18 protein-coding genes and 3 pseudogenes are annotated in these 21,217 nt (G+C 58.3%); 13 read left to right on the forward strand and 8 right to left on the reverse strand.

The features are described from left to right. The first annotated feature begins 189 nt into the window (after positions 1 to 189). Positions 190 to 1,077: a universal stress protein gene (locus FFS64_RS28530; RefSeq protein WP_137808091.1), complete on the forward strand. Its 888-nt coding sequence runs from the start codon at positions 190 to 192 to the stop codon at positions 1,075 to 1,077. Between the two features lie 34 nt (positions 1,078 to 1,111). On the opposite strand, the gene FFS64_RS28535 is transcribed toward FFS64_RS28530, so the two are convergent. Next, on the reverse strand, positions 1,112 to 2,077 hold the full coding sequence (locus FFS64_RS28535) for a ribose-phosphate pyrophosphokinase (RefSeq protein ID WP_137808092.1): 966 nt from the start codon (positions 2,075 to 2,077) through the stop codon (positions 1,112 to 1,114). 123 nt (positions 2,078 to 2,200) lie between these two features. After that, complete coding sequence (locus FFS64_RS28540; protein WP_137808093.1) at positions 2,201 to 2,767, reverse strand: phosphoribosyltransferase family protein; 567 nt, start codon at positions 2,765 to 2,767, stop codon at positions 2,201 to 2,203. A gap of 344 nt (positions 2,768 to 3,111) precedes the next feature. Here FFS64_RS28540 and FFS64_RS28545 point away from each other — a divergent pair, with 344 nt between their 5' ends. The 3 genes and pseudogenes from FFS64_RS28545 to FFS64_RS28555 all read left to right on the forward strand — a co-directional run bounded on the left by FFS64_RS28545 (position 3,112) and on the right by FFS64_RS28555 (position 5,455). Next, positions 3,112 to 4,002: a universal stress protein gene (locus FFS64_RS28545; RefSeq protein ID WP_137808094.1), complete on the forward strand. Its 891-nt coding sequence runs from the start codon at positions 3,112 to 3,114 to the stop codon at positions 4,000 to 4,002. A gap of 59 nt (positions 4,003 to 4,061) precedes the next feature. Beyond that, positions 4,062 to 4,763: pseudogene (locus tag FFS64_RS28550) on the forward strand (phosphoribosyltransferase). Beyond that, positions 4,760 to 5,455 carry a dienelactone hydrolase family protein gene (locus FFS64_RS28555; RefSeq protein WP_137808095.1) on the forward strand — a complete coding sequence of 232 codons (696 nt, stop codon included), beginning with the start codon at positions 4,760 to 4,762 and terminating at the stop codon, positions 5,453 to 5,455. The pseudogene FFS64_RS28550 and the gene FFS64_RS28555 overlap by 4 nt, the downstream one beginning before the upstream one ends. Here FFS64_RS28555 and FFS64_RS28560 read toward each other — a convergent pair. Beyond that, positions 5,437 to 6,592: pseudogene (locus FFS64_RS28560) on the reverse strand (erythromycin esterase family protein). The gene FFS64_RS28555 and the pseudogene FFS64_RS28560 sit on opposite strands and share 19 nt — an antisense overlap. 84 nt (positions 6,593 to 6,676) lie before the next feature. Between FFS64_RS28560 and FFS64_RS28565 the strand changes: the two are divergent. Beyond that, a complete protein-coding gene (locus FFS64_RS28565; protein ID WP_137808096.1) occupies positions 6,677 to 6,976 on the forward strand; it encodes a c-type cytochrome in 300 nt (99 codons plus the stop codon). A gap of 37 nt (positions 6,977 to 7,013) precedes the next feature. On the opposite strand, the gene FFS64_RS28570 is transcribed toward FFS64_RS28565, so the two are convergent. The 3 genes from FFS64_RS28570 to FFS64_RS28580 form a co-directional block, all read right to left on the reverse strand. Further along, positions 7,014 to 7,532 (reverse strand): GNAT family N-acetyltransferase, encoded by a 519-nt coding sequence (locus FFS64_RS28570; RefSeq protein ID WP_137808097.1) that lies wholly within the window; start codon positions 7,530 to 7,532, stop codon positions 7,014 to 7,016. Between the two features lie 53 nt (positions 7,533 to 7,585). Next, positions 7,586 to 8,233 carry a BON domain-containing protein gene (locus FFS64_RS28575; protein WP_137808098.1) on the reverse strand — a complete coding sequence of 216 codons (648 nt, stop codon included), beginning with the start codon at positions 8,231 to 8,233 and terminating at the stop codon, positions 7,586 to 7,588. 103 nt (positions 8,234 to 8,336) lie between these two features. Next, positions 8,337 to 8,879, reverse strand: a complete 543-nt coding sequence (locus FFS64_RS28580; RefSeq protein WP_137808099.1) for an Hsp20/alpha crystallin family protein — start codon at positions 8,877 to 8,879, stop codon at positions 8,337 to 8,339. 337 nt (positions 8,880 to 9,216) lie between these two features. Between FFS64_RS28580 and FFS64_RS28585 the strand changes: the two genes are divergently transcribed. From FFS64_RS28585 to FFS64_RS28620, 8 genes and pseudogenes are all read left to right on the forward strand, one after another. After that, positions 9,217 to 11,499, forward strand: coding sequence for a heavy metal translocating P-type ATPase (locus FFS64_RS28585; protein WP_137808100.1), 2,283 nt, complete (start codon positions 9,217 to 9,219; stop codon positions 11,497 to 11,499). A gap of 197 nt (positions 11,500 to 11,696) precedes the next feature. Then, positions 11,697 to 12,158 carry a hypothetical protein gene (locus tag FFS64_RS28590; RefSeq protein ID WP_137808101.1) on the forward strand — a complete coding sequence of 154 codons (462 nt, stop codon included), beginning with the start codon at positions 11,697 to 11,699 and terminating at the stop codon, positions 12,156 to 12,158. A 91-nt stretch (positions 12,159 to 12,249) separates the two neighbouring features. Continuing rightward, positions 12,250 to 12,513 (forward strand): annotated as a pseudogene (locus FFS64_RS28595) (transposase); the annotation flags it as partial. A 138-nt stretch (positions 12,514 to 12,651) separates the two neighbouring features. After that, a complete protein-coding gene (locus FFS64_RS28600; protein WP_137808102.1) occupies positions 12,652 to 12,993 on the forward strand; it encodes a hypothetical protein in 342 nt (113 codons plus the stop codon). Between the two features lie 99 nt (positions 12,994 to 13,092). Next, positions 13,093 to 14,349 (forward strand): TolC family protein, encoded by a 1,257-nt coding sequence (locus tag FFS64_RS28605; RefSeq protein ID WP_137808103.1) that lies wholly within the window; start codon positions 13,093 to 13,095, stop codon positions 14,347 to 14,349. Next, complete coding sequence (locus FFS64_RS28610; RefSeq protein WP_137808104.1) at positions 14,346 to 15,830, forward strand: efflux RND transporter periplasmic adaptor subunit; 1,485 nt, start codon at positions 14,346 to 14,348, stop codon at positions 15,828 to 15,830. The genes FFS64_RS28605 and FFS64_RS28610 overlap by 4 nt, the downstream gene beginning before the upstream one ends. Beyond that, positions 15,827 to 18,976 (forward strand): efflux RND transporter permease subunit, encoded by a 3,150-nt coding sequence (locus FFS64_RS28615; protein WP_137808105.1) that lies wholly within the window; start codon positions 15,827 to 15,829, stop codon positions 18,974 to 18,976. Before FFS64_RS28610 ends, FFS64_RS28615 begins: the two co-directional genes overlap by 4 nt. 5 nt (positions 18,977 to 18,981) lie before the next feature. Then, positions 18,982 to 19,341 (forward strand): copper-binding protein, encoded by a 360-nt coding sequence (locus FFS64_RS28620; protein WP_137808106.1) that lies wholly within the window; start codon positions 18,982 to 18,984, stop codon positions 19,339 to 19,341. A gap of 271 nt (positions 19,342 to 19,612) precedes the next feature. On the opposite strand, the gene FFS64_RS28625 is transcribed toward FFS64_RS28620, so the two are convergent. Beyond that, positions 19,613 to 20,215: a cytochrome P460 family protein gene (locus tag FFS64_RS28625; protein ID WP_137808107.1), complete on the reverse strand. Its 603-nt coding sequence runs from the start codon at positions 20,213 to 20,215 to the stop codon at positions 19,613 to 19,615. Between the two features lie 314 nt (positions 20,216 to 20,529). Further along, positions 20,530 to 21,147: a transporter gene (locus FFS64_RS28630; protein ID WP_256660575.1), complete on the reverse strand. Its 618-nt coding sequence runs from the start codon at positions 21,145 to 21,147 to the stop codon at positions 20,530 to 20,532. Between the last annotated feature and the right edge of the window lie 70 nt (positions 21,148 to 21,217).

Genomic DNA, 21,217 nt, shown 5'->3' on the forward strand with positions numbered 1-21,217 from the left:
GGGGGGGGGGTGCAGCGTTGAACCGTAGAGCACGTCGATGCAGGCCATCCGCCGACCTTTGGGCAGTGTGGAAAAGGGAAGTCCCGGCCCGTTTGATATTTGTCAACGCCAGCGACATTGCGCCGGCGCAGTCTGATTCAACGCGGGTGCTGAATCCGGCGTTGAGCCCCATCTGTCTGGAGTCGAATCATGAGCCAGTATCGACGGTTGTTACTCATCATCCACCTTGCCCTGGGCCATTCTCCGGCCATCAGCCATGCAGCAGCGCTGGCCCGGGCCAGTGGTGCGAGTTTGCATATCGCCGCCCTGGTTCCATCGTTGAGCTTGTTGTCGCTGCTCGAAAATGGCGACCGGGAAAAGGCAAGGGAGCGCTACCTGCAGGACCATCGCGATTGGCTGAAGGATCAGGAAAAACTGCTGCGCGGCAGAGGGGTCGACGTGACCACCGAGGTGGCCTGGGCTGATGACATGAGGCAAGACATTCTGGATTACGTCGCAGAATTGCAGCCCGACCTGTTGATCAAGGAAATTCAACATGAATCGGCGCTCAAGCGCGCGCTCTTTACCCCGCTGGATTGGCGATTGCTGCGTCAGTGTCCGGTACCGGTTTATCTGGTGGGCGGTTCCGGTCACGCCTTGCCCCGCAAGGTGGTGGCGGCCGTTGACGCGTCGGCTGGCGAGTCTGAGTACAGCGAACTCAATGATCGCATCATCCAACAGGCCTCCAGCCTGGCCATACAGTGTGACGCCGAGTTGCACCTGCTCTATGCCCACGACATTTCAGAGGACTATCTGGAAGAGTTGAGCGATAGCTTGAAATTGTCAGTGCTGAGCAAAGGGGTGCGCAAAGAGTTGGAAAAGTCGTTCCTGGCATTTGCCAGCCAGTACGGTGTTCCCGCCGACCGCCGGCATTTCGTTTTGGGTCACCCCGTCACGGCACTCAGTGAATTTGCCAGCGAGCATCATGTGGATGTGATTGTGATGGGTAGAGCCCAGTACCAAGGCCTGGAGCACCCTTTAGGCAGTACGACCGAACATATCCTGTATCAGGTGCCCTGCAGTGTAGTGGCGGTCTAGAGAGGTCCCGGTCGCACATTGGCACGGGCAATGCTCAGACGTGATCAAAGGCTCCATTTTCCGCCAGCAAGGTGGCAATCAGGGCCGTGCTGTCGAGTACCTCCAGGTGACGCGTGACACAGTCAGGCGGCAGGCGAAACGGCGACACGGAATCAGTGATCGCAATGTGTTCAAAAAGAGGCTGGTCGAACAGCCGACTGCCTGCGGTAAACAAACCGTGGGTGGCGGCTGCGAACAGTCGGACGGCGCCGGCCTTTTGGCAGGCGAGGCCGGCATGGGTCAGCGTTTCACCCGTGCTGATCAGGTCGTCGAAAACGATGGCAGTCTTGCCTGAGACTTCGCCAATCAAGAGAGTACCCGTCAGCGTGGCATGATCGCGGTGCTTTTCCATCAAGGCACTGCCGACCGAACGTCCCAGTTGCCGTTCCAGGGCCTGACGAAACTGCTCGGCGCGCTTGGTTCCCCCTGAGTCCGGGGAAACGGCAACCACTTCGGCATCGCCGACGAGCCCGGCGAAATGCCCGGCGAACAGTTCGTTGCACTGCAGATTCCAGGCCGGAATGCGAAAGGCGTTGTCGAACGCTGCCGGATTATGCACGTCCAGGGCGATCAGGCGATCCACGCCACAGGCTTCAAAAAAAGCGGCGACATAACGTGTAATGGTCGGGTCCTGAGGCTGGTTGCGGCGATCCTTGCGCCCGTAGCACAAGTAAGGAGCCACCACTTGCACACGACGAGCGTCGGCATCCTTGAGTGCGCCGCAGAAGAAGAGCAGGCGACACAGCTTATCGTTCGCGCTCTGCTGACCGTCCCCATACAAGGAGTGGAACACCACCACGTCACGACCGCTGACCGGGTCCAGCGGTCGGCATTTATGTTCGCCGTCTTCATAGTCGCGCTCTTCGTGGCGCGCCAGTTGACAACCAAGCCGCTGAGCGACGCGACTTGCATAACATTCAGTGCCTTTGAGGGCAAAAAGAAGCGGGGGCTGGGGCAGCATGCATGGGCTCCTTGGAGGCCGGGTTTGAAATGCGCCTCACCTGAAATGCCACGTATCCATCATCTATACCGCATTGCCGCGATAGAGCCTGAGTGACGGGACGACCCTCGAACGGTCGCTGGGTCAGCGCACGGCCCCATGACGAACAACGTCAATGCAAAACTCCGTTTCGTAGGGAGGTACGTTGCATTCGACGATGTCACCGGCCGCCACTTGCAGATGCACGCCGACAATGTCGGCATGAATCGGCTGTTGGCAAACATGGCGGTCGACCAATACCGCAGTGTAGACCCGACTCGCCCCGAGTTGTGCCAGATACGCGCAGGTGCGCAGGAGTGAATGGCCTTCGTAGAGCACGTCATCGACCACCAGAAGGGTGGCGTTGGCAAGGTCCAATTCACCCAAAAGCGGATTCTCGGTTAATTGCGTGTGAGCGTGCAGCACCTGGAGGTCATCGGCATAGCGCTTGACCTTGAGGGGGTAGAGGGGCAGTTCCGGCTGACCGGTTTGATGTGAAAGATGCTGGCGCAAGCGCTCAGCCAGCGGCTCGCCACGGCGCTGGATGCCAATCAATGCTGCTTGGCAGGGTGGCAGCAGCGCCGTGGCCTGCCGTGCCATCGCCTGTAGCACGTCTTCGAGTTCATCGCTGTCGTACAAGCGCAACCGCTGACTGGGCAACACGGTCGACATGGCAACCTCCTGTGAGCCCTGTGCACTCACCCCGTGCGAGTGCGGTTTGGTCAAGGTAACCCCATTGGCCCTGGCCCGATTGATATTGATCAACCACGATGAAATGAAATACGGATCTACCCAGGGAGCGCCAATCCCATGTTCGCCTGTGCAGGACCTACTCCAGGGACCGGTAGATGCCCAGTCATTGGGCGGTCTTGCGCGGGCACTTGATATAAATCAACGCCAGGGCGGCATCAACGGAGGACTCTGAACTGGAAACGCCGGTGTCTGTTACACGAAGAGACATCAACTGTTCCCGTAGAGGGTATCTGAAGGCGCCAAGCCCCATCTGGAGTCGGATCATGAGCCAATATCAACGCTTATTACTGATCATCAACCCGGCCCTGCGCCTTTCGCAGGCCATCAACCACGCGGCGGCCCTGGCCAAGGCCAGTGGTGCGAGTTTGCATATTGCTGCCTTGATTCCGTCGTGGAAGCTGTTGTCGCTGCTCGAAGAGGGCGACCGGGAAAAGGCTCGCGAATGCTTCCTGCAGGACCATCGCGATTGGTTGAAGGACCAGGCGAAAAACCTGCGAGGAAGGGGCATCGACGTGACGACGGAGGTGACCTGGGTCGATGACATTCAGCAAGACATTCTTGATCACGTCGCGGAAATGCAGCCCGATTTGTTAATCAAGCAAGTGCAGCATGAACCGGCGCTCAAGCGGGCGTTCTTCACTCCACTGGACTGGCGCTTGCTGCGCCATTGCCCGATCCCGGTTTATCTGGTCGGTGAAGGCGGGCTTGCCTTGCCGCGCAAGGTGGTGGCAGCCGTTGACGCTTCCAATACGGAGCCAGAGGGCAGCGAGCTCAATGAGCGGATCATCAAACAGGCGTCTGGCTTGGCCTTGCAGTGCCAGGCCGAATTGCATTTGATGTTCGCCTGCGACATTTCGACCGCCTATCTGGGCGACATGGGCGGCGGTGGCTTGACGCTTGCGGACCTTGGCAGTCAGTTGCGCGAGGAACTGGAAAAATCATTCCTCGACCTGGCTGATCAATACGGTGTGCCCGCTGACCGCTGGCATTTCATTGAGGGGCACCCTGTTTCGGTACTGAGTGAGTTCGCCCATGCGCACAGTGTGGATGTGATCGTGATGGGACGAATCCAGTCTCGTGGCCTGGACAAGCTCCTGGGCAGCACGACCGAACACATCCTGTATCAGGTGCCTTGCAGCATTCTGGCGGTCTAGAGCGGACAGGGCCCTGATATGACGAAACGAAAGGTGTAATGGCCTGAGGAGGATTCCCTATGGATCAGAGTCCCTCACTGCAAACGACCTTGCAGAATCGGGCGGCGGCCGGTCGAAGTCTCGTGGAACCGTTGCACAAATATGCCCACAGACCCGACGTCATCGTCCTCGCTTTGCCCCGTGGTGGCGTTCCGGTTGCCTATGAAATCGCCATGGCGCTGGGTGTTCGTCTTGACCTGCTGCTGGTCCGCAAACTCGGCGTTCCCTCCCATCCGGAGTTCGCCATGGGGGCCATTGCCAGCGGTGGCATACAGGTACTCAATGACGACGCGCTGCGGGCGCATCCGATAGATCGAGCCAGTTTCCAGGCGGTGGTCGCACGGGAAACACAGGAGTTGGCGCGTCGTGAACAGGTCTATCGGGGAGCCCGCCCACCGATGCAAATCAAGGGGTAGGTGGTGATCCTGATCGACGACGGGCTGGCGACAGGCTCCTCGATGATGGCAGCGGTTCGAGCGGTACGCGCACAGGCGCCGTCACGTATCGTCGTCGCGGTACCGGTCGCGCCCCTGGAAACGGTCGAGGCATTGCGTGGCGAAGTAGATGAGGTCATTTGTCCGCTGACTCCTGAATGGATGATCTCGATCGGCTACTGGTACAGGGACTTTTCCCAGACCTCGGATGAAGCGGTTATCGATCTCTTGCAGAGGGCCTGGCAGCGAGAGTCTTCAGCCGGCGATAGCGTTGGAGACTCTCAATGATTGAAACGCGCTCTCGACAGCTGGACTTGGAGGTCGTTGCGTTAACCGCCGATTTGTACCTGCCGTTGAATGCCCGCGCGCTGGTGATATTCGCTCATGGTAGCGGCAGCGGGCGTTCAAGTCCGCGCAACCAGTACGTTGCCCAGTCACTGGTCAAACGGGGGCTGGGCTCGTTGCTGTTCGACCTGCTTACGGAGCCGGAGCAACGTCTGGACAACTTCACCCGGTCGCTGCGATTCGATATCGCTCTGCTGGGCAGGCGACTGGTGGAGGTGATTGACTGGGTCGGCCGGGATGTGGAATTGCAGTCGCTGCGCATCGGCCTGTTCGGCGCCAGTACCGGCGCCGGCGCGGCACTGGTGGCGGCAGCCGAACGCCCGGATGTGGTCGCGGCAGTGGTCAGCCGGGGCGGGCGAACCGACCTGGCGGGTGGGGCACTGGATCGCGTCAGAGCGCCCACCTTGCAGATCGTTGGCGCCCTGGATCCGGTGGTCATCAATCTGAATCGCCAAAGCAGCCATGCCTTGCGCTGTGTTCAACACCTGGAAATCGTGCCAGGCGCCACGCACCTTTTCGAAGAGCCCGCAACCCTTGAGGAAGTCGCCAGGCTCGCTGGCGACTGGTTCGAAAAGTACTTGCATGTCCCCACCCCTGAAGGGGTATGCACTGATCCTCACACGCCAAACGGATAGGTTTCATCTTCCGGTTCCAATGCCTGGCTTTTCGGCAAGGGCAACGTCGTGACGGGTTTCGTTTGCTCAATCCAGATCATGGCGTCGAATTGTTCCGCCAGCATCGCTTCGAAGTAGTGACTGCCTCGCTCGCTTTCGGGACGGTAAATCACACCGATAGCCCGTTCCAGCAAGGACGTGGACAGGGCTCCACGTAATTCTTTTCGCTGCGGGTCTCGCCAGTCGGTCAACGACGCCGGAACGCCAGCCTTGAGAAATTGGTGTTCCCAGCTGTCGGGCCGGGAGGGGCGCACGTCCTTGATCAACATCTCGCCGTCCCAGTCATCGGCGGCGGCCACCTGGCCGCGGTCGGTGGCCATGCCGATCAGTACCACATCGCGCCCAAAGGCGCTGCGGCACAGTTGACCGATATTGAATTGTCCTTTCCAGCCCATTTCCGTGGCGGCTGCATTGCCGATATGGGAATTGTGGGCCCAGACCACGGCCTTGGCTTGCGGCCCCCGGTGTTCAAGCAGTGCGCGCAATGTATCGAACATGTGCCGGTCACGCAGGTTCCAGGACGTCGTCGAGCCTCGATAGATCGCCCGGTAGTACTGTTCCGCTGCCATCACTACCCGTGCGTTTTGCGTTGCATTGAAGAAGGCTTCGTCGTCGCGGATGAGCCCGGCCAATTGTTCAGCCAGCATGGCATTGAGCTGCTCGATCACTGGCTGTTCACAAGGCATGACACCGCCACGCTCGACGAAGTGGCCGTACAGCGCCGGATCATCCTGCCACGGCGTCAAACAGCCATAGCGTCGCCGGGCTTCATGGGCCAGAGGCGGGTCGACCCGGTCCATCGACATGGCCGGCGTCCGGCCAGTCTGCTTCGACCGCCACGATATTGAACCCGTGCCGCTCGATCAGCCTTTGGGTAATCGCTGCCCGGGTTCGATAAAAGTCGCTGGTTCCATGGCTCGCCTCGCCGATCATCACGACGCGCGCATCGGCGTAGCGATCGAACATGTCGGCAAAAGCGGGGGAGTCCGGTTCCGGCAGTGGTTCAGCGTATCGACGCAGCAGGGGGGCTATGTCAGCCGTGGGAGGTTGACGTTGCTGACCGTAGAGTTTTTCCAGCAATTTGTGCGGTGAGTTCAAGAAGGTTATCCCCCGTATGGAAGGGTTGCAGCCTGCTTGATTATTCCTACACCGCGATGCAGCCGATTTTCCAGCCAGAGCGCCATGAAGGCTGAGGCCGATCAGCCTGATTTGCGCGGCGAACTGATCTTTCGCGAGGGTCTGCCGCAGGCAGGCGTCGCGCAATGCAGCGCTTGCCACGGTGCGCAAGACCGGGGCAATGGTCAGGTTCCGCGAGTGGCGGGGCAGCACGCACGTTACATGACTCATCAGATCAAGGTTCTCCAGCAGACCGAGCAACGTCCCCGTGACACCCCCATGAAACTACAGCTCAGGCATTCTCTGTCTGATGCGGATGCCGAATCTGTCGCGCGCTACATGGCGACACTTGGGGCCAGGGAATAATCGGCATCAAGGACAAACCGGCGTTTACCAGGGATTTTTACAGGTACAGGCAGTGAGTGACCTGACGCGGATCGAAGGGGTCTTCATGGGCTTCAAAACCCAGGGATCTGGCCATATCGCGCATGGACGCATTGCTGGAGGGGGCGACCGAAAACATGAGGTGAACTTTGTTTTTGCGGGCCGCGTCGATCAAGTGCTCCATCAATAGCGTTCCTACACCCAGACGTTTCCAGTCATCGGCGACGGCTAACAGGCATTCGAATTTATGTTCGCCGGCGGCGACATAACGACTGACGCCAATTTCGATCAATTGGCCCTTGTCGTGAACCATTGCAATGTAGGCGATGCCTTTGCCGGATTCGCGGATCTGCGCCAGGAAGCGCATGTACCGGGACTGTGGAGCCAAACGCCGGATGAAGGTGGATTCGCGCTCACGATCCTTTTGCGCCAAGTGTCGGATCAACACAGGCCGACCATCCCTGAGCGTGTCGATCCAGTAATGCCTGTCGACTCTGGAACAGGCCTCTCGATGACCGGGATTCTTTACAGTGAGCATCAGGGGTTCCTCCATCCGGCTGGTCATCGAGACGTCCCCGAGCAATGACTCACTCAGGCAATCAACAAGTGATCCTCCACCTTGGACACGCCCGGCACCGACCAGGCCGCACGCTCGGCGATCTGACGCTCGCGCCAAAAATGCACTTTACCTTCAAGTTTCACAACACCGCCCTCAACATTTATACGTATCCCTTTCGCGTCGACTTCGGCATTGCGTTTGAGGGCCTCTTCGATGCGATGCTGGATATCGGTTACGTCTACGCGAGGGCGAATGGTGAGGCGATTGTTCACGCCGACGACGCCGGACAATTTGCGTACAGCCCGCTCGGCGGTTTCTTTCTGGTATTGCCAGTCCACTTGGCCTTCGAGGGTGATCCATCCATTCTGCACGATGATCTTGATGTCGCCTTCCGGCGCATCGGAACTCCAAGAGAGGATATTCAAGGCACGGTTCGCGATGGTGTCGTCGGCCGTGCCCGCGCCTTTATCCAGTCTGACCTGGATTTCTTCAGCCACGGCGCGTACGCCCTTGATGGCTTTGACCGCACGTTCGGCGCTGATTTTCTGAGCGTAATTCTTAACATGGCCGGAAAGTGTGACAACGCCGTTTTCCACGCTCACGCCAATGTGGGCGGCGTCAATGTCAGGTTGAAATTCAAGCTCTTCCAAAATGGTTTTGCGTAAGTTCAAGTCGCTCATGATTGCACCCGGGTCTGATGTACTGGAGTACAAGGGCCGTGGTCCAGGGACCGAAGAACAAACCCCCGGCCGGTTTTCCGGCAGGGGGCAGGTATGCCGGCGGTCAATCGGTCTTGATCGGCACGACCTTGTCCGCCTTCATCGCTTCGGGCTTTTTCGGCAACGAGATGCTCAGCACGCCTTTGCTGAAACTCGCTTCGATCTTTTCGGCATCGACCCCTTTGGGCAGGCTGAACGCCCGTTCGAAGGAACCATAGTGACGCTCGCTAAGGTAATAGCCCTTGCTTTTTTCTTCCTTGTCCTCTTTCTTTTCCCCCTTGATGATCAAGTTGCCGTTGGACAGTTTGAGCTCGATGTTCTTTTGATCCATGCCGGGGAGTTCGGCGGTGATTTCGAAGCTTTTGTCTTTCTCGGTGATGTCCACGGCAGGCAGGCCATGGCCGATCAGTTCGCGCCGCCAGAAGGGTTCGACATCAAACAACCCCCGGCTGAAGGGTGATAGCCCTGAACCGCGATTGAACTCGTCGAACAGGTGATCGACCTGTTGCCGCAGTTTTTCCAGGGGGCGCCAAAAGTCTGAGGTCGCTGGATGCTGGCTTGATTTGTTTTCGGTCTGGATTGGCATTTTTTTCACGGAATTGCTCATTTTTCACCACTCCTCTTGGGTAAAGGGCAGGCTGCAAACATCCCGTCCACTAGTCCACCCTGAAAAAACAGCCAGGCGCTGACCTTTCAAAGCCAGCGTCATTCACCAAACGCTGACTCTAATTTCTACGGGAATACCCACGGGTCGCTTGATTTAAATCAGAAAGAGGACAAACACCTTTTTGTCCACATACAGTCATTACCGCTGCGCTGTCCAAGGCCTGGACGTATCAACCAAAACGGACACGATAGACATTCGAGTCCTAAGCTTTAACTCAATGGGCGGCAGGTGTTTTCACAGCGAGGACCGCTAATCGCCCTGTGAGGAACTCACTTTCATGCTCGGTAAATGGCTGGACCCCATGCTGCTACTGTTCAGCGCCCTGACGTTGTTGACGGGGGGCGTTGCGCACATTTCGCAGAGACCGGGCTGGGCATCGATGTGCTGGGCTGCAGGAAGCCTGCTGATGGCCGTGGTGCTGCTGATTGAAATCGTCAGGCGCCTGGCCCGGCGCGAGGCCGGTGTGGACATGATCGCGTTGCTGTCGATCACCGCCGCCCTGGCCTTTGCGCAGACGTTGGTAGCAGCGGTGATTGCCCTGATGCTCGCCAGCGGACGTACGCTGGAGTTTTTTACCAGCCAACGCGCCGAACGTGAGCTTCGCGCACTCATCGACCGGGCGCCGCGTTTTGCCTGGTTGCAGGAAGACGGTGGATTGCGCGAGATTCCGGTAGAACAGATCCAGCCCAATCAAACATTGCTGGTGCGCCTGGGGGAGGTGGTGCCGGTCGACGGGCGCTTGCTGAGCCCCGCTGCCGAATTGGATGAATCGGCACTCAGCGGCGAATCATTGCCCGTCACTCGTCGAGCAGGTGAGCCAGTGCTCAGTGGGGTTTCCAATGTCGGAATGCCCATTCTGCTGACCGCCACCCGAACGGCCGCGCAGAGTACCTATGCCGCAATCGTGCGGCTGGCCGAGGAGGCGAGGCGTTCACGCGCGCCTTTCGTGCGTTTGGCCGACCGTTATGCGTTGTTCTTCATCCCGTTGACCTTGCTGATTGCCGCAGCGGCCTGGCAACTGAGTGGCGATCCCTTGCGAGCGCTGGCGGTACTGGTGGTGGCCACGCCGTGTCCGTTGATTCTGGCGGTACCGATTTCCATCATGTCAGGTATTTCGAGGGCGGCGCGGCGCGGGATACTGATCAAGGACGGCGCGACCCTGGAGGCGTTGGCTGGCATCAAGCAGGTGTTTCTCGACAAGACCGGAACATTGACCAGCGGCCATGCCCATCTGCAGTCGATTGAGGTCAATGGATTGGCCGATCCCCAGAGCTTGCTTGGCCTGGCCGCTTCGCTGGCGCAGGCCTCGACGCACCCTATCTCCCAGGCCATTGTTGAGGCAGCGCATCAGCGTCAATTGCTTCTCAGCATCCCCCAGCAAGTGGAAGAGAGTCCTGGCTCTGGTCTTTGTGGGGTGGTCGATGGCAGGCGGGTGCGTTTCGGCACGTTGTCTTTTGCTCATGCAGACGCACCTGCGTCCGAGTGGGCCGCAACCATGTTGCGCCACATGGATTACCTGGCGTGCAGTGGAAGCTTCATTGAAGTGGATGGGACACTTGCCGGTTTGCTGGTGTTCTCGGACAACGTGCGTCGAGAAACACCACAAACGCTGCGCCGGCTGCGCAACAGGGGCATCGAGAGGATCGTCATGCTCACTGGGGATCGGCTTGAAACCGCCGAGATGGTTGCGCTGTCTGCCGGGATTGACGAACTGCGTGCGGGATTGATCCCCGAGGATAAAGTTCGAGCGGTACAGGAAGGTTGTTTGCGCGCCAGTACCTTGATGGTCGGCGATGGCATCAACGATGCTCCCGCGTTGGCGGCGGCCAACGTCGGCGTGGCCATGGGGGCCAGTGGTGCCACGGCTTCTGCGCAAGCCGCGGGCGTGGTGTTGCTGGTAGATCGTCTCGATCGTCTGGTGGAGGCGCTGGACATTGCCCGAGCAACCCACCACATCGCCCGCCAGGGTGTGCTGGTCGGCATGGGGATGTCGTTGCTGGCCATGGTGGTGGCGGCCCTCGGTTACCTGCCGCCGCTTATCGGTGCCATTGTGCAAGAGGGCATCGATGTGGCGATCATCATTAACGCCTTGCGTGCATTGGGACCGCTGCGGGGGCCAAGCCAACAAGGGCTTGCTGCGCAACAGATTGATCACCTGCAGGACGAGCACAAGGCGCTGTCTTCAGTGCTCAGCGAACTGCACCAGCTGGCCAATGATTTTGCCCGACGTCCACTGGCGCAAGCACAGACTGATTTGCAGGCGCTGGTCAATAAGCTGCAATCAACACTGGCGCGCCATGAATGTGAAGATGAAAACACACTGTATCCGCAACTGACGCGAAGCATGCCAGGCGAGGACCCCATGTTGGCCATGAGCCACGCTCACCGGGAGATCTTTCGCCTGATTCATTTGCTGGTGCGCATGAGCCGTGACTTCAGTGTCGCCCCCGAAACCACTTCAGCGGATGAGATTCAGCATCAGCTGATTCGGCTGGATACGCTCGTGCAATTGCACTTTGATCAGGAAGAGGAGCTGTTCCGTTATCTGGATTGGCGGTAAACGCTTGCGTGCGGCACAGCGCAATTGGCGCGCCGTTCCATTGGGTGCAAGTCTGCCACTTGGTGCCTTTGCCAGGCGGGTCATTCCTTTCTGGTGGTGTTCTTGGCGCAGGTGTTGTTGCAGGCTGGTTGATCTAAGTCAAACGGCATCTTGTTGTTGGCTCCATGCTCTTGTCACACAGGGGTGAGGGGCTTGCCATGAACATCAACAAGCTGATTGGGATTCACATTGTGCAAGGTTGGTGGCGGGACAGAGCTGCAACACTCGGAAACCTGCGTCGGCCGGGCAAAAGGCCCTGGAAACGTGAAGCAATCTTTCTGCTGTTGATCTCGCTGGTGTTGACGGCGTGTTATTTCACTGCATATCACTTTGCTTCTCATGCGTTGAGGGAGTTGGTAAACGCGTGCTCCGCGCGCTTCGAGATTGAGCTTGAGAATGCCGATATAGAGCCTCCCATGGAAGCCTTGCCCCAATCTTTATGCGAATGTTTGGCACGTACGTTCCTCGACAAAAACGGAGTTGTGCGGCTCGCGTTGGTCGACAGCCGATTGCTAGACCCGCTAGCTCTTGAGCCTGTAACGGATGAGGATGGGGAAGCCTGTATCAACGCTCTGTGGGAGTCTGGCCCCGGGCTGGCCAAGCGTTTAACTCTTGAGTGACAGGGGTAAATCGTACGCTTGTCGCACTGTAGTGGTTTAATGAAACCGGACACCCATTTAGGCGAGAATGCTCGCCAGATCGAGGTGTCAGATGACCAAACAACGCCGTTCCTTTTCTGCTGAATTCAAACGCGAGGCTGCCGACCTCGTGCTCAAGCAAAACTACAGCTACATCGAAGCCAGGCGGTCACTCGGCATTGGTGAGTCGGCACTGCGCCGCTGGGTTGACCAGGTTCAGAAAGAGCGCCAAGGCGTCACCCCTCAGAGTAAGGCGCTGACACCGGAACAACAAAAAATTCAGGAACTCGAAGCCCGGATCGCTCGACTTGAGCGAGAAAAATCCATACTTAAAAAGGCTACCGCGCTCTTGATTGTTCCGGTAATGCTGGCTTAATTCAGGTTCGGTCTTATCGCCGGAGTTAAGCCTCTCGGCAGACCGCTTATGCCCTGAGTCCAATTGTAAGAGCCATTTTCAACGACTACACTCCAGCCCATGAAGCGCTATCTGCGGTTTTGCATCATCTTCATGATCAGCTTGGCGCTTCCCCTCAGCGGGATGGCGGGTGTTCAGGCACCGACAGAACCTTGCCCAATGAAGACCATGGGCCTGGCGATGATGGACGATATGGGGATGGACTGCTGCAACGATATGAAAAGCCCTGCGGAGCACGGCAAACCTTGTAAACCGGGCCAGGAATGCAAGACAGGTGGCATGCTGCAAGTCTCGATCTTCGAGCCCCCTGTAACCGTATTCAGCCCCGTCGGGATTTCCTTCTTCAGCGCTTTCCTACCCGTACAGACCCCGTCCGGGGTATGGCGACCGCCTCGCGTTTGATTCCTGTCCCACATTGAGCCTCATTCCGCATTAGCGGGATGGACTAGCTGTGCGCATGTCTTTTTACGCGCGCAGTAGATGATCACAGGAATCGTAAACATGAACCCCAAGTGCTATCGCACAGGCTGGTCCCTTGTGGCCGGTCTGGCGGCAAGCGTACTGGCATTGCCGAGCCTTGCTACCGCATTGACACTCGATGAAGCTCTGCGGCTGGCTGAAAACAATGCGCCATCGCTGACTGCTCAAGACGCCAAAATTCAAGCTGCCAGCAGCGCGGCTATTCCAGCCGGTGAGCTACCTGATCCCAAATTGCTACTGGGGGTCCAGAACTACCCCATTGGCGGTCCGGATCGTTGGAGCATCGACCAAGACTTCATGACCATGCAAATGGTCGGGCTCAGGCAAGAAATGCTCAACAGCGACAAGCGCAAAGCGCGCATTGAGGTCGCTGATGCGGCCGTTGATCGCGCCGCTGCGGAGCGTCGAGTCGAACGTCTGAAGGTGCGCCAGTCCACGGCGTTAGCCTGGATCAGCAGCTACTCGGTTGAACGCAAAGATGCGCTGTTCCAGGATTTCTACAAAGAAAACCGCCTGCTGACGAATACAGTCCGAGCCCAGATTGCTGGTGGCCGTGCTCAACCCGCTGATGCAGTGACACCCAAGCAGGAAGCGGCTCAACTGGCGGAGCAACAGGACGATCTGATTCTCCAGAGAGCACAGGCCCGAGCGGCCCTCAAACGCTGGATTGGCTCCGCTGCCAACGACAAGCCCGTGGGCAGTTTGCCTGAATGGCCAGTCGATACCTCTAGCTACTCCCATAAACTGCAACACCATCCCGAGTTGGCCGCGTTTGCGCCGATGACCCGCGAAGCGCAAGCCAAGGTTCGTGAAGCCGTGTCGGAGAAGCAATCGGACTGGAGCTGGGAAGTGGATTACCAGCGCCGTGGTCGTGAGTTCGGCGACATGGTCAGCGTGCAATTTTCCTGGGATTTACCGCTTTTTCCTGACTCTCGCCAAAATCCCAAGATCGCAGCCAAACAGGCGGAACTCAGCCAGCTTGAGGCCGAGCGCGAAGCGCTGTCACGTGAGCGTACCCAGCAACTGGAGAACGAACTGGCTGACTATGAGCGCCTGAACCGTGCGGTACGCCGCAATCAGGAAAGCCTGTTACCGCTGGCTCAGGAAAAGGTCGAACTCAGCATGGCCAGTTATCGGGCCGGCAAAGGCGATTTAAACGCCGTTGTTGCCGCCCGACGTGAGCTAATCGAGGCCCGCCTCAAACAGATCGACGTGGAAGAGCAGCGAGCGCTGACCAGTGCGCGCCTGTATTTTGCATATGGGGAGTCCAGCCAATGAACCTTAAAAATTGGAACGGGGCATTGCTGGTAGGCATCTCGCTGGCATTGGGTGTTGCCGGTGGTTACTGGTTCGCTCACCAAAGCATGAGCGGAGTATCAGGTACCGCTCCGGAACAGAGCCTCAATTCACCGGGCGAACGCAAAGCACTGTATTGGTACGACCCCATGTACCCGCAGCAAAAGTTCGATAAGCCGGGTAAGTCTCCCTTCATGGACATGCAACTGGTCCCTCAGTACGCCAGCGGCGCAGGGGACCGGGCGACCGTCAGTATCGATCCAAGTCTGACCCAGAATCTCGGTCTGCGTCTTGCGACAGTCACCCGTGGGATCTTTGACTCCAGCCTCGATGTGACAGGTGTCTTGGCGTTCAACGAGCGTGATGTCGCGGTGATTCAGGCACGCACCACGGGCTTCGTGGAGCGGGTCTATGCCCATGCTCCCGGCGATGTACTCAAAGCCAACGCGGCGTTGGCGGATATCCTGGTGCCTGAGTGGGCCGGTGCCCAGACAGAGTTCCTTGCGCTGAGGCGCAATGGAGATGCTGACTTGTTGACTGCGGCCCGACAACGACTGCGGCTCACCGGGATGCCGGCGGCACTGATTACTCAGGTAGAGCGTGGCGGTAAGGTTCAGCCGTACCTGACTCTTACCACCCCCATTGCCGGTGTGCTGCAAGAGTTGAATGTCCGCGCGGGGATGACCGTGGCGACTGGCGATACTTTGGCACGCGTCAATGGCTTGAGCAGTGTCTGGCTAGCCGTGGCCGTTCCAGAATCGGATGCCGGATCAATCACCGTGGGGCAAGCGGTCGAAGCGCGTCTGCCAGCCTTCCCAGGGACAACGCTCAGTGGCAAGGTTAGCGCGATTTTGCCTGAGACCAATCCGGACAGCCGCACCCTTCGTGTGCGGGTGGAACTACCCAATCTGGACGGACGCCTCAGGCCGGGTTTGACGGCGCAGGTCCGCCTGAATCGTTCGACCGAGCAAAGTGTGTTGTGGGTGCCGAGCGAGGCCGTCATACGCACTGGCCGACGTGCCTTGGTGATGCTCGCCGAAGACGCGGGCCGCTACCGTCCCGTGGAGGTGCAACTCGGGCAGGAAAGCGACGGCAAGATAGCAATATTAAAAGGCCTGGTAGAAGGCCAGAAGGTGGTTACGTCCGGCCAGTTCCTGCTCGACTCGGAGGCCAGTCTAAAGGGCATTGTTGCAAGCTCGGAGGAAGAGACCCCCCCCAGCGCAGCTGCCCCCAGCTTTCATGAAGCGGATGGACAGATCGTTGAGATCAACGATAAAGAAGTCACGCTCGCTCATGGCCCTTTCAAGACACTGGGCATGCCTGGCATGACGATGACGTTCCCACTCACCAACCCGGCGCTGATGCAGGGTCTCAAAACGGGTGACAAGGTTCGGATCGCGGTGAGCCAGACCGACGACGGTTTGCGTGTTGAGCGTCTGGACAAATCGGGGAGCCAGCCATGATTGCTGCCCTGATTCGTTGGTCAGTGGCCAACCGATTCCTGGTACTGCTGGTGACGCTCTTCGTCACGGCTTGGGGCGTCTGGTCGGTGCAGAGTACGCCCATCGATGCGCTGCCGGATCTCTCCGATGTGCAAGTGATCATCCGCACCCCTTATTCCGGACAAGCGCCGCAGATTGTCGAGAACCAGGTGACCTATCCGTTGGCCACCACCATGCTCTCGGTGCCTGGAGCCAAGACGGTGCGTGGTTATTCCTTCTTTGGCGATAGCTTCGTTTACGTGTTGTTCGAAGACGGCACTGACTTGTACTGGGCTCGCTCGCGGGTGTTGGAGTATCTGAGTCAGATCCAAAGCCGCTTGCCGGCCAGCGCCAAGCCGGCGTTGGGGCCGGATGCGACGGGGGTGGGCTGGATCTATCAGTACGCACTGGTGGATCGCAGTGGTGGACACGATTTGGCACAGCTTCGCGCACTTCAGGACTGGTTCCTCAAGTTCGAACTCAAGACCCTGCCCAATGTTGCGGAGGTGGCCACCGTGGGAGGCATGGTCAAACAGTACCAAGTTCAACTTGATCCGCTCAAACTGGCCAGCCTCGGTATCACTCAGGCTGAGGTGACCGGAGCCATCGGCAAAGCCAATCAGGAAACCGGTGGTGCCGTGCTGGAGATGGCTGAGACCGAGTTCATCGTACGGGCCTCCGGCTACCTGAAGACGCTCAATGACTTCCGTGCGATCCCGTTGAAGCTGGGTTCGGGTGGTGTGCCGGTGACCCTTGGTGATGTCGCCACCATTCAGCTGGGGCCGGAGATGCGGCGGGGCATCACTGAACTTGACGGCGAAGGCGAGACGGTCGGCGGCGTGGTGATTTTGCGCAGCGGCAAGAACGCTCGCGAGACCATTGCGGCGGTCAAGACGAAGCTGGACGAACTGAAAAGCAGTTTGCCGGCTGGAGTGGAAATCGTCACCACCTACGACCGCAGCAAGCTGATCGACCGCGCCGTGGAAAATCTCAGCCACAAGCTCATCGAAGAGTTCATCGTTGTCGCGCTGGTCTGCGGGATCTTTCTCTGGCACTTGCGCTCATCACTGGTGGCGATCATCTCCTTGCCGGTTGGCGTGTTGATTGCCTTCATCGTCATGCGCTACCAGGGAATCAACGCCAACATCATGTCCTTGGGTGGGATTGCCATCGCCATCGGCGCCATGGTCGATGCCGCCGTGGTGATGATCGAGAACGCCCATAAGAAGATTGAGGCCTGGCATGCGGCCAATCCAGGGGAGGAACTGAAGGGGGAGCGTCATTGGCATGTGATGACCGAAGCAGCGGCAGAGGTAGGCCCTGCGCTGTTCTTCTGTTTGTTGATCATCACCTTGTCGTTCATTCCGGTGTTCACCCTGGAGGCGCAGGAGGGGCGACTGTTCAGCCCGTTGGCTTTCACCAAAACCTACGCCATGGCCGCAGCGGCGGGATTGTCAGTGACCCTGGTGCCAGTGCTGATGGGTTATTGGATTCGGGGGCGAATCCCCAGTGAACAACTGAACCCGTTGAACCGGTGGTTGATTCGGATCTATCAGCCTGTCCTGGACGTAGTCTTGCGCCGACCAAAGATCACGCTGCTGGTGGCGCTCTTGGTTTTTGTCAGTGCGCTATGGCCAATGTCTCGCCTGGGTGGCGAGTTTCTCCCTCCGTTGGACGAGGGTGATCTGCTCTACATGCCTTCGGCTCTGCCAGGACTTTCGGCACAGAAAGCGGCGCAGCTGCTGCAACAGACCGACCGCCTGATCAAGACCGTGCCTGAGGTCGAACACGTCTTCGGTAAAGCGGGGCGCGCTGAAACCGCCACCGACCCGGCACCGCTGGAAATGTTCGAAACCACCATCCAGTTCAAACCGCATGAACAATGGCGCCCAGGCATGACCCAGGAAAAGTTGGTGGAAGAATTGGATCGAGTGGTGCGAGTTCCTGGGCTGACCAATATCTGGATACCACCAATACGCAACCGTATCGACATGCTGGCCACGGGTATCAAGAGTCCCATTGGAGTGAAAGTTGCCGGCACCAATCTGACGGATATCGATGCGGCGACTCAGGCAGTCGAGCGGGTGGCCAAGGATGTGCCCGGTGTCAGTTCGGCTCTGGCCGAGCGACTGACCGGTGGCCGCTATATCGACGTGGATATCGACCGCAAGGCAGCCGCCCGCTACGGACTGAATATCGGCGATGTGCAGTCCATCGTGGCTGGCGCTATCGGTGGTGAAAATGTCGGGGAGACCATTGAGGGGCTTGCACGCTTCCCGATCAACGTACGTTACCCACGGGAGTGGCGTGACTCGGTCGGCGCCCTGGAGCAATTGCCGATCTACACCCCTCTGGGGGGGCAGATCACCCTCGGTACAGTGGCGAAGGTCAAGGTCACGGACGGTCCACCGATGCTCAAGAGCGAGAACGCGCGGCCTTCAGGCTGGGTGTACATCGATGTGCGGGGGAGGGACATTGCCTCGGTAGTCGCCGATCTACGGCGGCTCGTCAGCGAGCAGGTCAAGTTGGAGCCCGGTATGAGCCTTGGTTACTCAGGGCAGTTCGAGTTTCTCGAACGGGCTAACGCACGACTCAAACTGGTCGTGCCTGCCACGCTGTTGATCATATTCGTGCTGCTTTACCTGACTTTTGCCCGCTTCGATGAGGCCTTGCTGATCATGGCCACTCTGCCATTCGCCCTTACTGGAGGGGCATGGTTCCTCTATCTGTTGGGGTTCAACCTGTCTGTCGCCACCGGGGTCGGCTTTATCGCCTTGGCCGGTGTTTCCGCCGAGTTTGGCGTGATCATGCTGCTCTATCTGAAGAACGCCTGGGCGGAACGAGAGGAGCTCGGCGACAGCACTGAGCGTGGTCTGGTTGCGGCCATTCGTGAAGGGGCCGTGCAGCGCGTTCGTCCTAAGGCCATGACCGTGGCCGTCATCATCGCTGGTCTGTTGCCCATCCTCTTGGGCAGCGGAACTGGTAGCGAAGTGATGAGCCGTATTGCCGCGCCCATGGTCGGCGGTATGGTCACGGCACCTTTGCTTTCTCTATTTGTCATTCCGGCGGCCTATCGCCTTATGCGTCGCCGGCACCTCTCAATTGAACCCATCACCCCTCAAGGATAAGTCGTATGAAACTGAGTCTGATTGCCGTTGCAAGCACCGCATTTGCACTATCGCTTCCTGCTCAAGCGGAGGACATGCAGGGCATGAAAATGGACGGTATGGAGGGCATGCAGGGCATGCAGATGGAGCAGAAAACAACACAGGCTCCCGTCGCCAACGCCGAGGGAACGATTAAGTCTATGGACACTGTGAAGCACACGGTGACCATCGCCCACGGAGCTGTCCCGTCCGTACAATGGCCGCCGATGACCATGGCTTTTTCCGTAGCGGAAGACCAACTCAAAGACCTGACAGCCGGCGACCGCGTTTCGTTTTCGTTTCGGCTAGAGGGTGGCAGAGCCACCATTGTGTCCATCAGTAAATAAAGTAATGGAAGTGACCGGCATGCTTTCTGACGCTGGTCACTATCGGTTAACTCACTCGGTGGAAGAAGAGGAAGGTCTGGAGGATGCTCGAAGGACCGCTTCTGGCCGATTGCTGCCTGTCGCGAAGGGCAGCCGTCGGCCCATAGCCACCGGTGAGCAACGGTAGAGTTCGGCCCAAAGCTGCCCATCGCATGAGGCAGAAAACGTCGAGCTCGCGTCAATTGACCGATCGGAGCAGTGCGCTTCGCCTACCAGCGCCCTACATCAATTTTTACTTATTGAAATCCGTAACTCGATCCTTGGCGTCGAGCAGGGGATATGCCCAGACATGCACCCAATCGGTCTTTTTTACCGGGATATGACAGCCGATGCATTCGGCTTTGTAGTTGGTGGTGGTCGGCTTGGCCCGGTTGGCGGCATCGAAGAGGGCCCAGCCCCAGCCGTCGCCCCACAAGCCGCTGTCGTTAAAGCGGCCCTGAGTGTCCTTGATCATCACGAACCAGCCTGCGTCCTCCTTCCAGGACGAGGAGCGGCCGGTGGTCATGTCCAGGGTGCGGGCTTTCTGTAGTTCCTTAACCAAGATGGCTCCATCCGGAAATGCCTTGGTGCGGCGGTATTGCTCAATGGAATCCGGGTCTATGTAAACCTGGTGAAACTCTGCCGGACCTCCGGCCTGGTCGCCCCCGGCCACGCTAAAGGTGCCGAGGAAGGTGAATTTGGTTCGGTAGTCCTCGGGTACCGTGATGGTGCCGTCCGGCTGGACGTACTTCTTATAGGTCTCGGAATAGGAAGGCGATTCGGCTCGGGAACTGGCTGCGATTGCGGCCAGGCCGGTTGCAACGGCGAGGGAGATCAGGCGCCGATTCATGGTCATATCTCGCTTCTGCCGGAGGCCCTGTGTGCGGCTGCGCAATAGCCGGAGTCAGAAGAGCCAAGCAATTCGGCAGTGTTTTCAACAATCGCTCGCGTGCAAGTCATCGTCATTCTCCTTCGTTTTGTGATCGATGGAAATGAAAGGCGTAGGACAGCCAATTAGACTCGCAAGCAAGTATAGGCCAAAGCTCCAAGGCGTAATGCCGTTGTTAATAGCTTTAAACAGACACCCAATAGTGCGGTAGCACTGGCAGCTTTTGGCCGATTTATGCCTCTCACGAACGCATGAATGGAATGTAGCGTAAGTCCCAGGTTTCAAAGCCCTCCGCCGAAGCGATACTGCCAGACGATGCCAATAGCATCGTATTCGCTGCCGGTACGGGTATGCGCACCATCACTCGCAAACAGCTTTAGTGAGTGATTTCGGTTCAACGGCAGCGAGAGGGTGCCCCCATAGCGTGTATTTTCCTGAAAGTCGTGGTTACCGACCCCATCGACTGAGGTACTCCCGCCAGCGAAGTAGGTCCCATCCAGCGAGGCCCAGACACCGTTACTAAAGGCATAGATAAGATGCACCTGTGCCTGGTAAGTCGGGTTCTGGGAAAATGTGCGGTCGCCAAGGTACTGGTCATTGTCGGTGTAAAAGGTTCCCGCACCGGATAATTCCAGGGTCACGGGTCCCAGGCGCTTGGAAATCCCAAGTTCGGGCTTGAATGACCAGCGGTTGTTGCCGAGATTTACCAGCTTACTGGAGTCGTATTGGCCAAGTGGCGCCGTAATTGCCAGGCTGGCGCCGATAATCACATCCTGTTGATAGCTGGGGAACGCAGCCAGGGACATCGCCGGGGCGCCATATAAGTTGACCGAGAACCGGAATCTTGGATCTATCAACCCAGTAACATTTCGCTCCTTGGGTTCACCGGCGAACAGCAAAATAAAAAAGGGGACGGATTTATTTTTCTGAAAAATAGATCTGTCCCCTTTACGCTGTCCCCTTTACGCT

The sequence above is a fragment of the Pseudomonas sp. G(2018) genome (genome assembly GCF_005502415.1).
Lineage (GTDB): Bacteria > Pseudomonadota > Gammaproteobacteria > Pseudomonadales > Pseudomonadaceae > Aquipseudomonas.

Bases quoted from the DNA above. Each gene is read 5' to 3' on its own strand.
- FFS64_RS28530 (WP_137808091.1), top strand. From the start codon at position 190: ATGAGCCAGTATCGACGGTTGTTACTCATCATCCACCTTGCCCTGGGC.
- FFS64_RS28535 (WP_137808092.1), bottom strand. From the start codon at position 2,077: ATGCTGCCCCAGCCCCCGCTTCTTTTTGCCCTCAAAGGCACTGAATGT.
- FFS64_RS28540 (WP_137808093.1), bottom strand. From the start codon at position 2,767: ATGTCGACCGTGTTGCCCAGTCAGCGGTTGCGCTTGTACGACAGCGAT.
- FFS64_RS28545 (WP_137808094.1), top strand. From the start codon at position 3,112: ATGAGCCAATATCAACGCTTATTACTGATCATCAACCCGGCCCTGCGC.
- FFS64_RS28555 (WP_137808095.1), top strand. From the start codon at position 4,760: ATGATTGAAACGCGCTCTCGACAGCTGGACTTGGAGGTCGTTGCGTTA.
- FFS64_RS28565 (WP_137808096.1), top strand. From the start codon at position 6,677: ATGAAGGCTGAGGCCGATCAGCCTGATTTGCGCGGCGAACTGATCTTT.
- FFS64_RS28570 (WP_137808097.1), bottom strand. From the start codon at position 7,532: ATGCTCACTGTAAAGAATCCCGGTCATCGAGAGGCCTGTTCCAGAGTC.
- FFS64_RS28575 (WP_137808098.1), bottom strand. From the start codon at position 8,233: ATGAGCGACTTGAACTTACGCAAAACCATTTTGGAAGAGCTTGAATTT.
- FFS64_RS28580 (WP_137808099.1), bottom strand. From the start codon at position 8,879: ATGAGCAATTCCGTGAAAAAAATGCCAATCCAGACCGAAAACAAATCA.
- FFS64_RS28585 (WP_137808100.1), top strand. From the start codon at position 9,217: ATGCTCGGTAAATGGCTGGACCCCATGCTGCTACTGTTCAGCGCCCTG.
- FFS64_RS28590 (WP_137808101.1), top strand. From the start codon at position 11,697: ATGAACATCAACAAGCTGATTGGGATTCACATTGTGCAAGGTTGGTGG.
- FFS64_RS28600 (WP_137808102.1), top strand. From the start codon at position 12,652: ATGAAGCGCTATCTGCGGTTTTGCATCATCTTCATGATCAGCTTGGCG.
- FFS64_RS28605 (WP_137808103.1), top strand. From the start codon at position 13,093: ATGAACCCCAAGTGCTATCGCACAGGCTGGTCCCTTGTGGCCGGTCTG.
- FFS64_RS28610 (WP_137808104.1), top strand. From the start codon at position 14,346: ATGAACCTTAAAAATTGGAACGGGGCATTGCTGGTAGGCATCTCGCTG.
- FFS64_RS28615 (WP_137808105.1), top strand. From the start codon at position 15,827: ATGATTGCTGCCCTGATTCGTTGGTCAGTGGCCAACCGATTCCTGGTA.
- FFS64_RS28620 (WP_137808106.1), top strand. From the start codon at position 18,982: ATGAAACTGAGTCTGATTGCCGTTGCAAGCACCGCATTTGCACTATCG.
- FFS64_RS28625 (WP_137808107.1), bottom strand. From the start codon at position 20,215: ATGACCATGAATCGGCGCCTGATCTCCCTCGCCGTTGCAACCGGCCTG.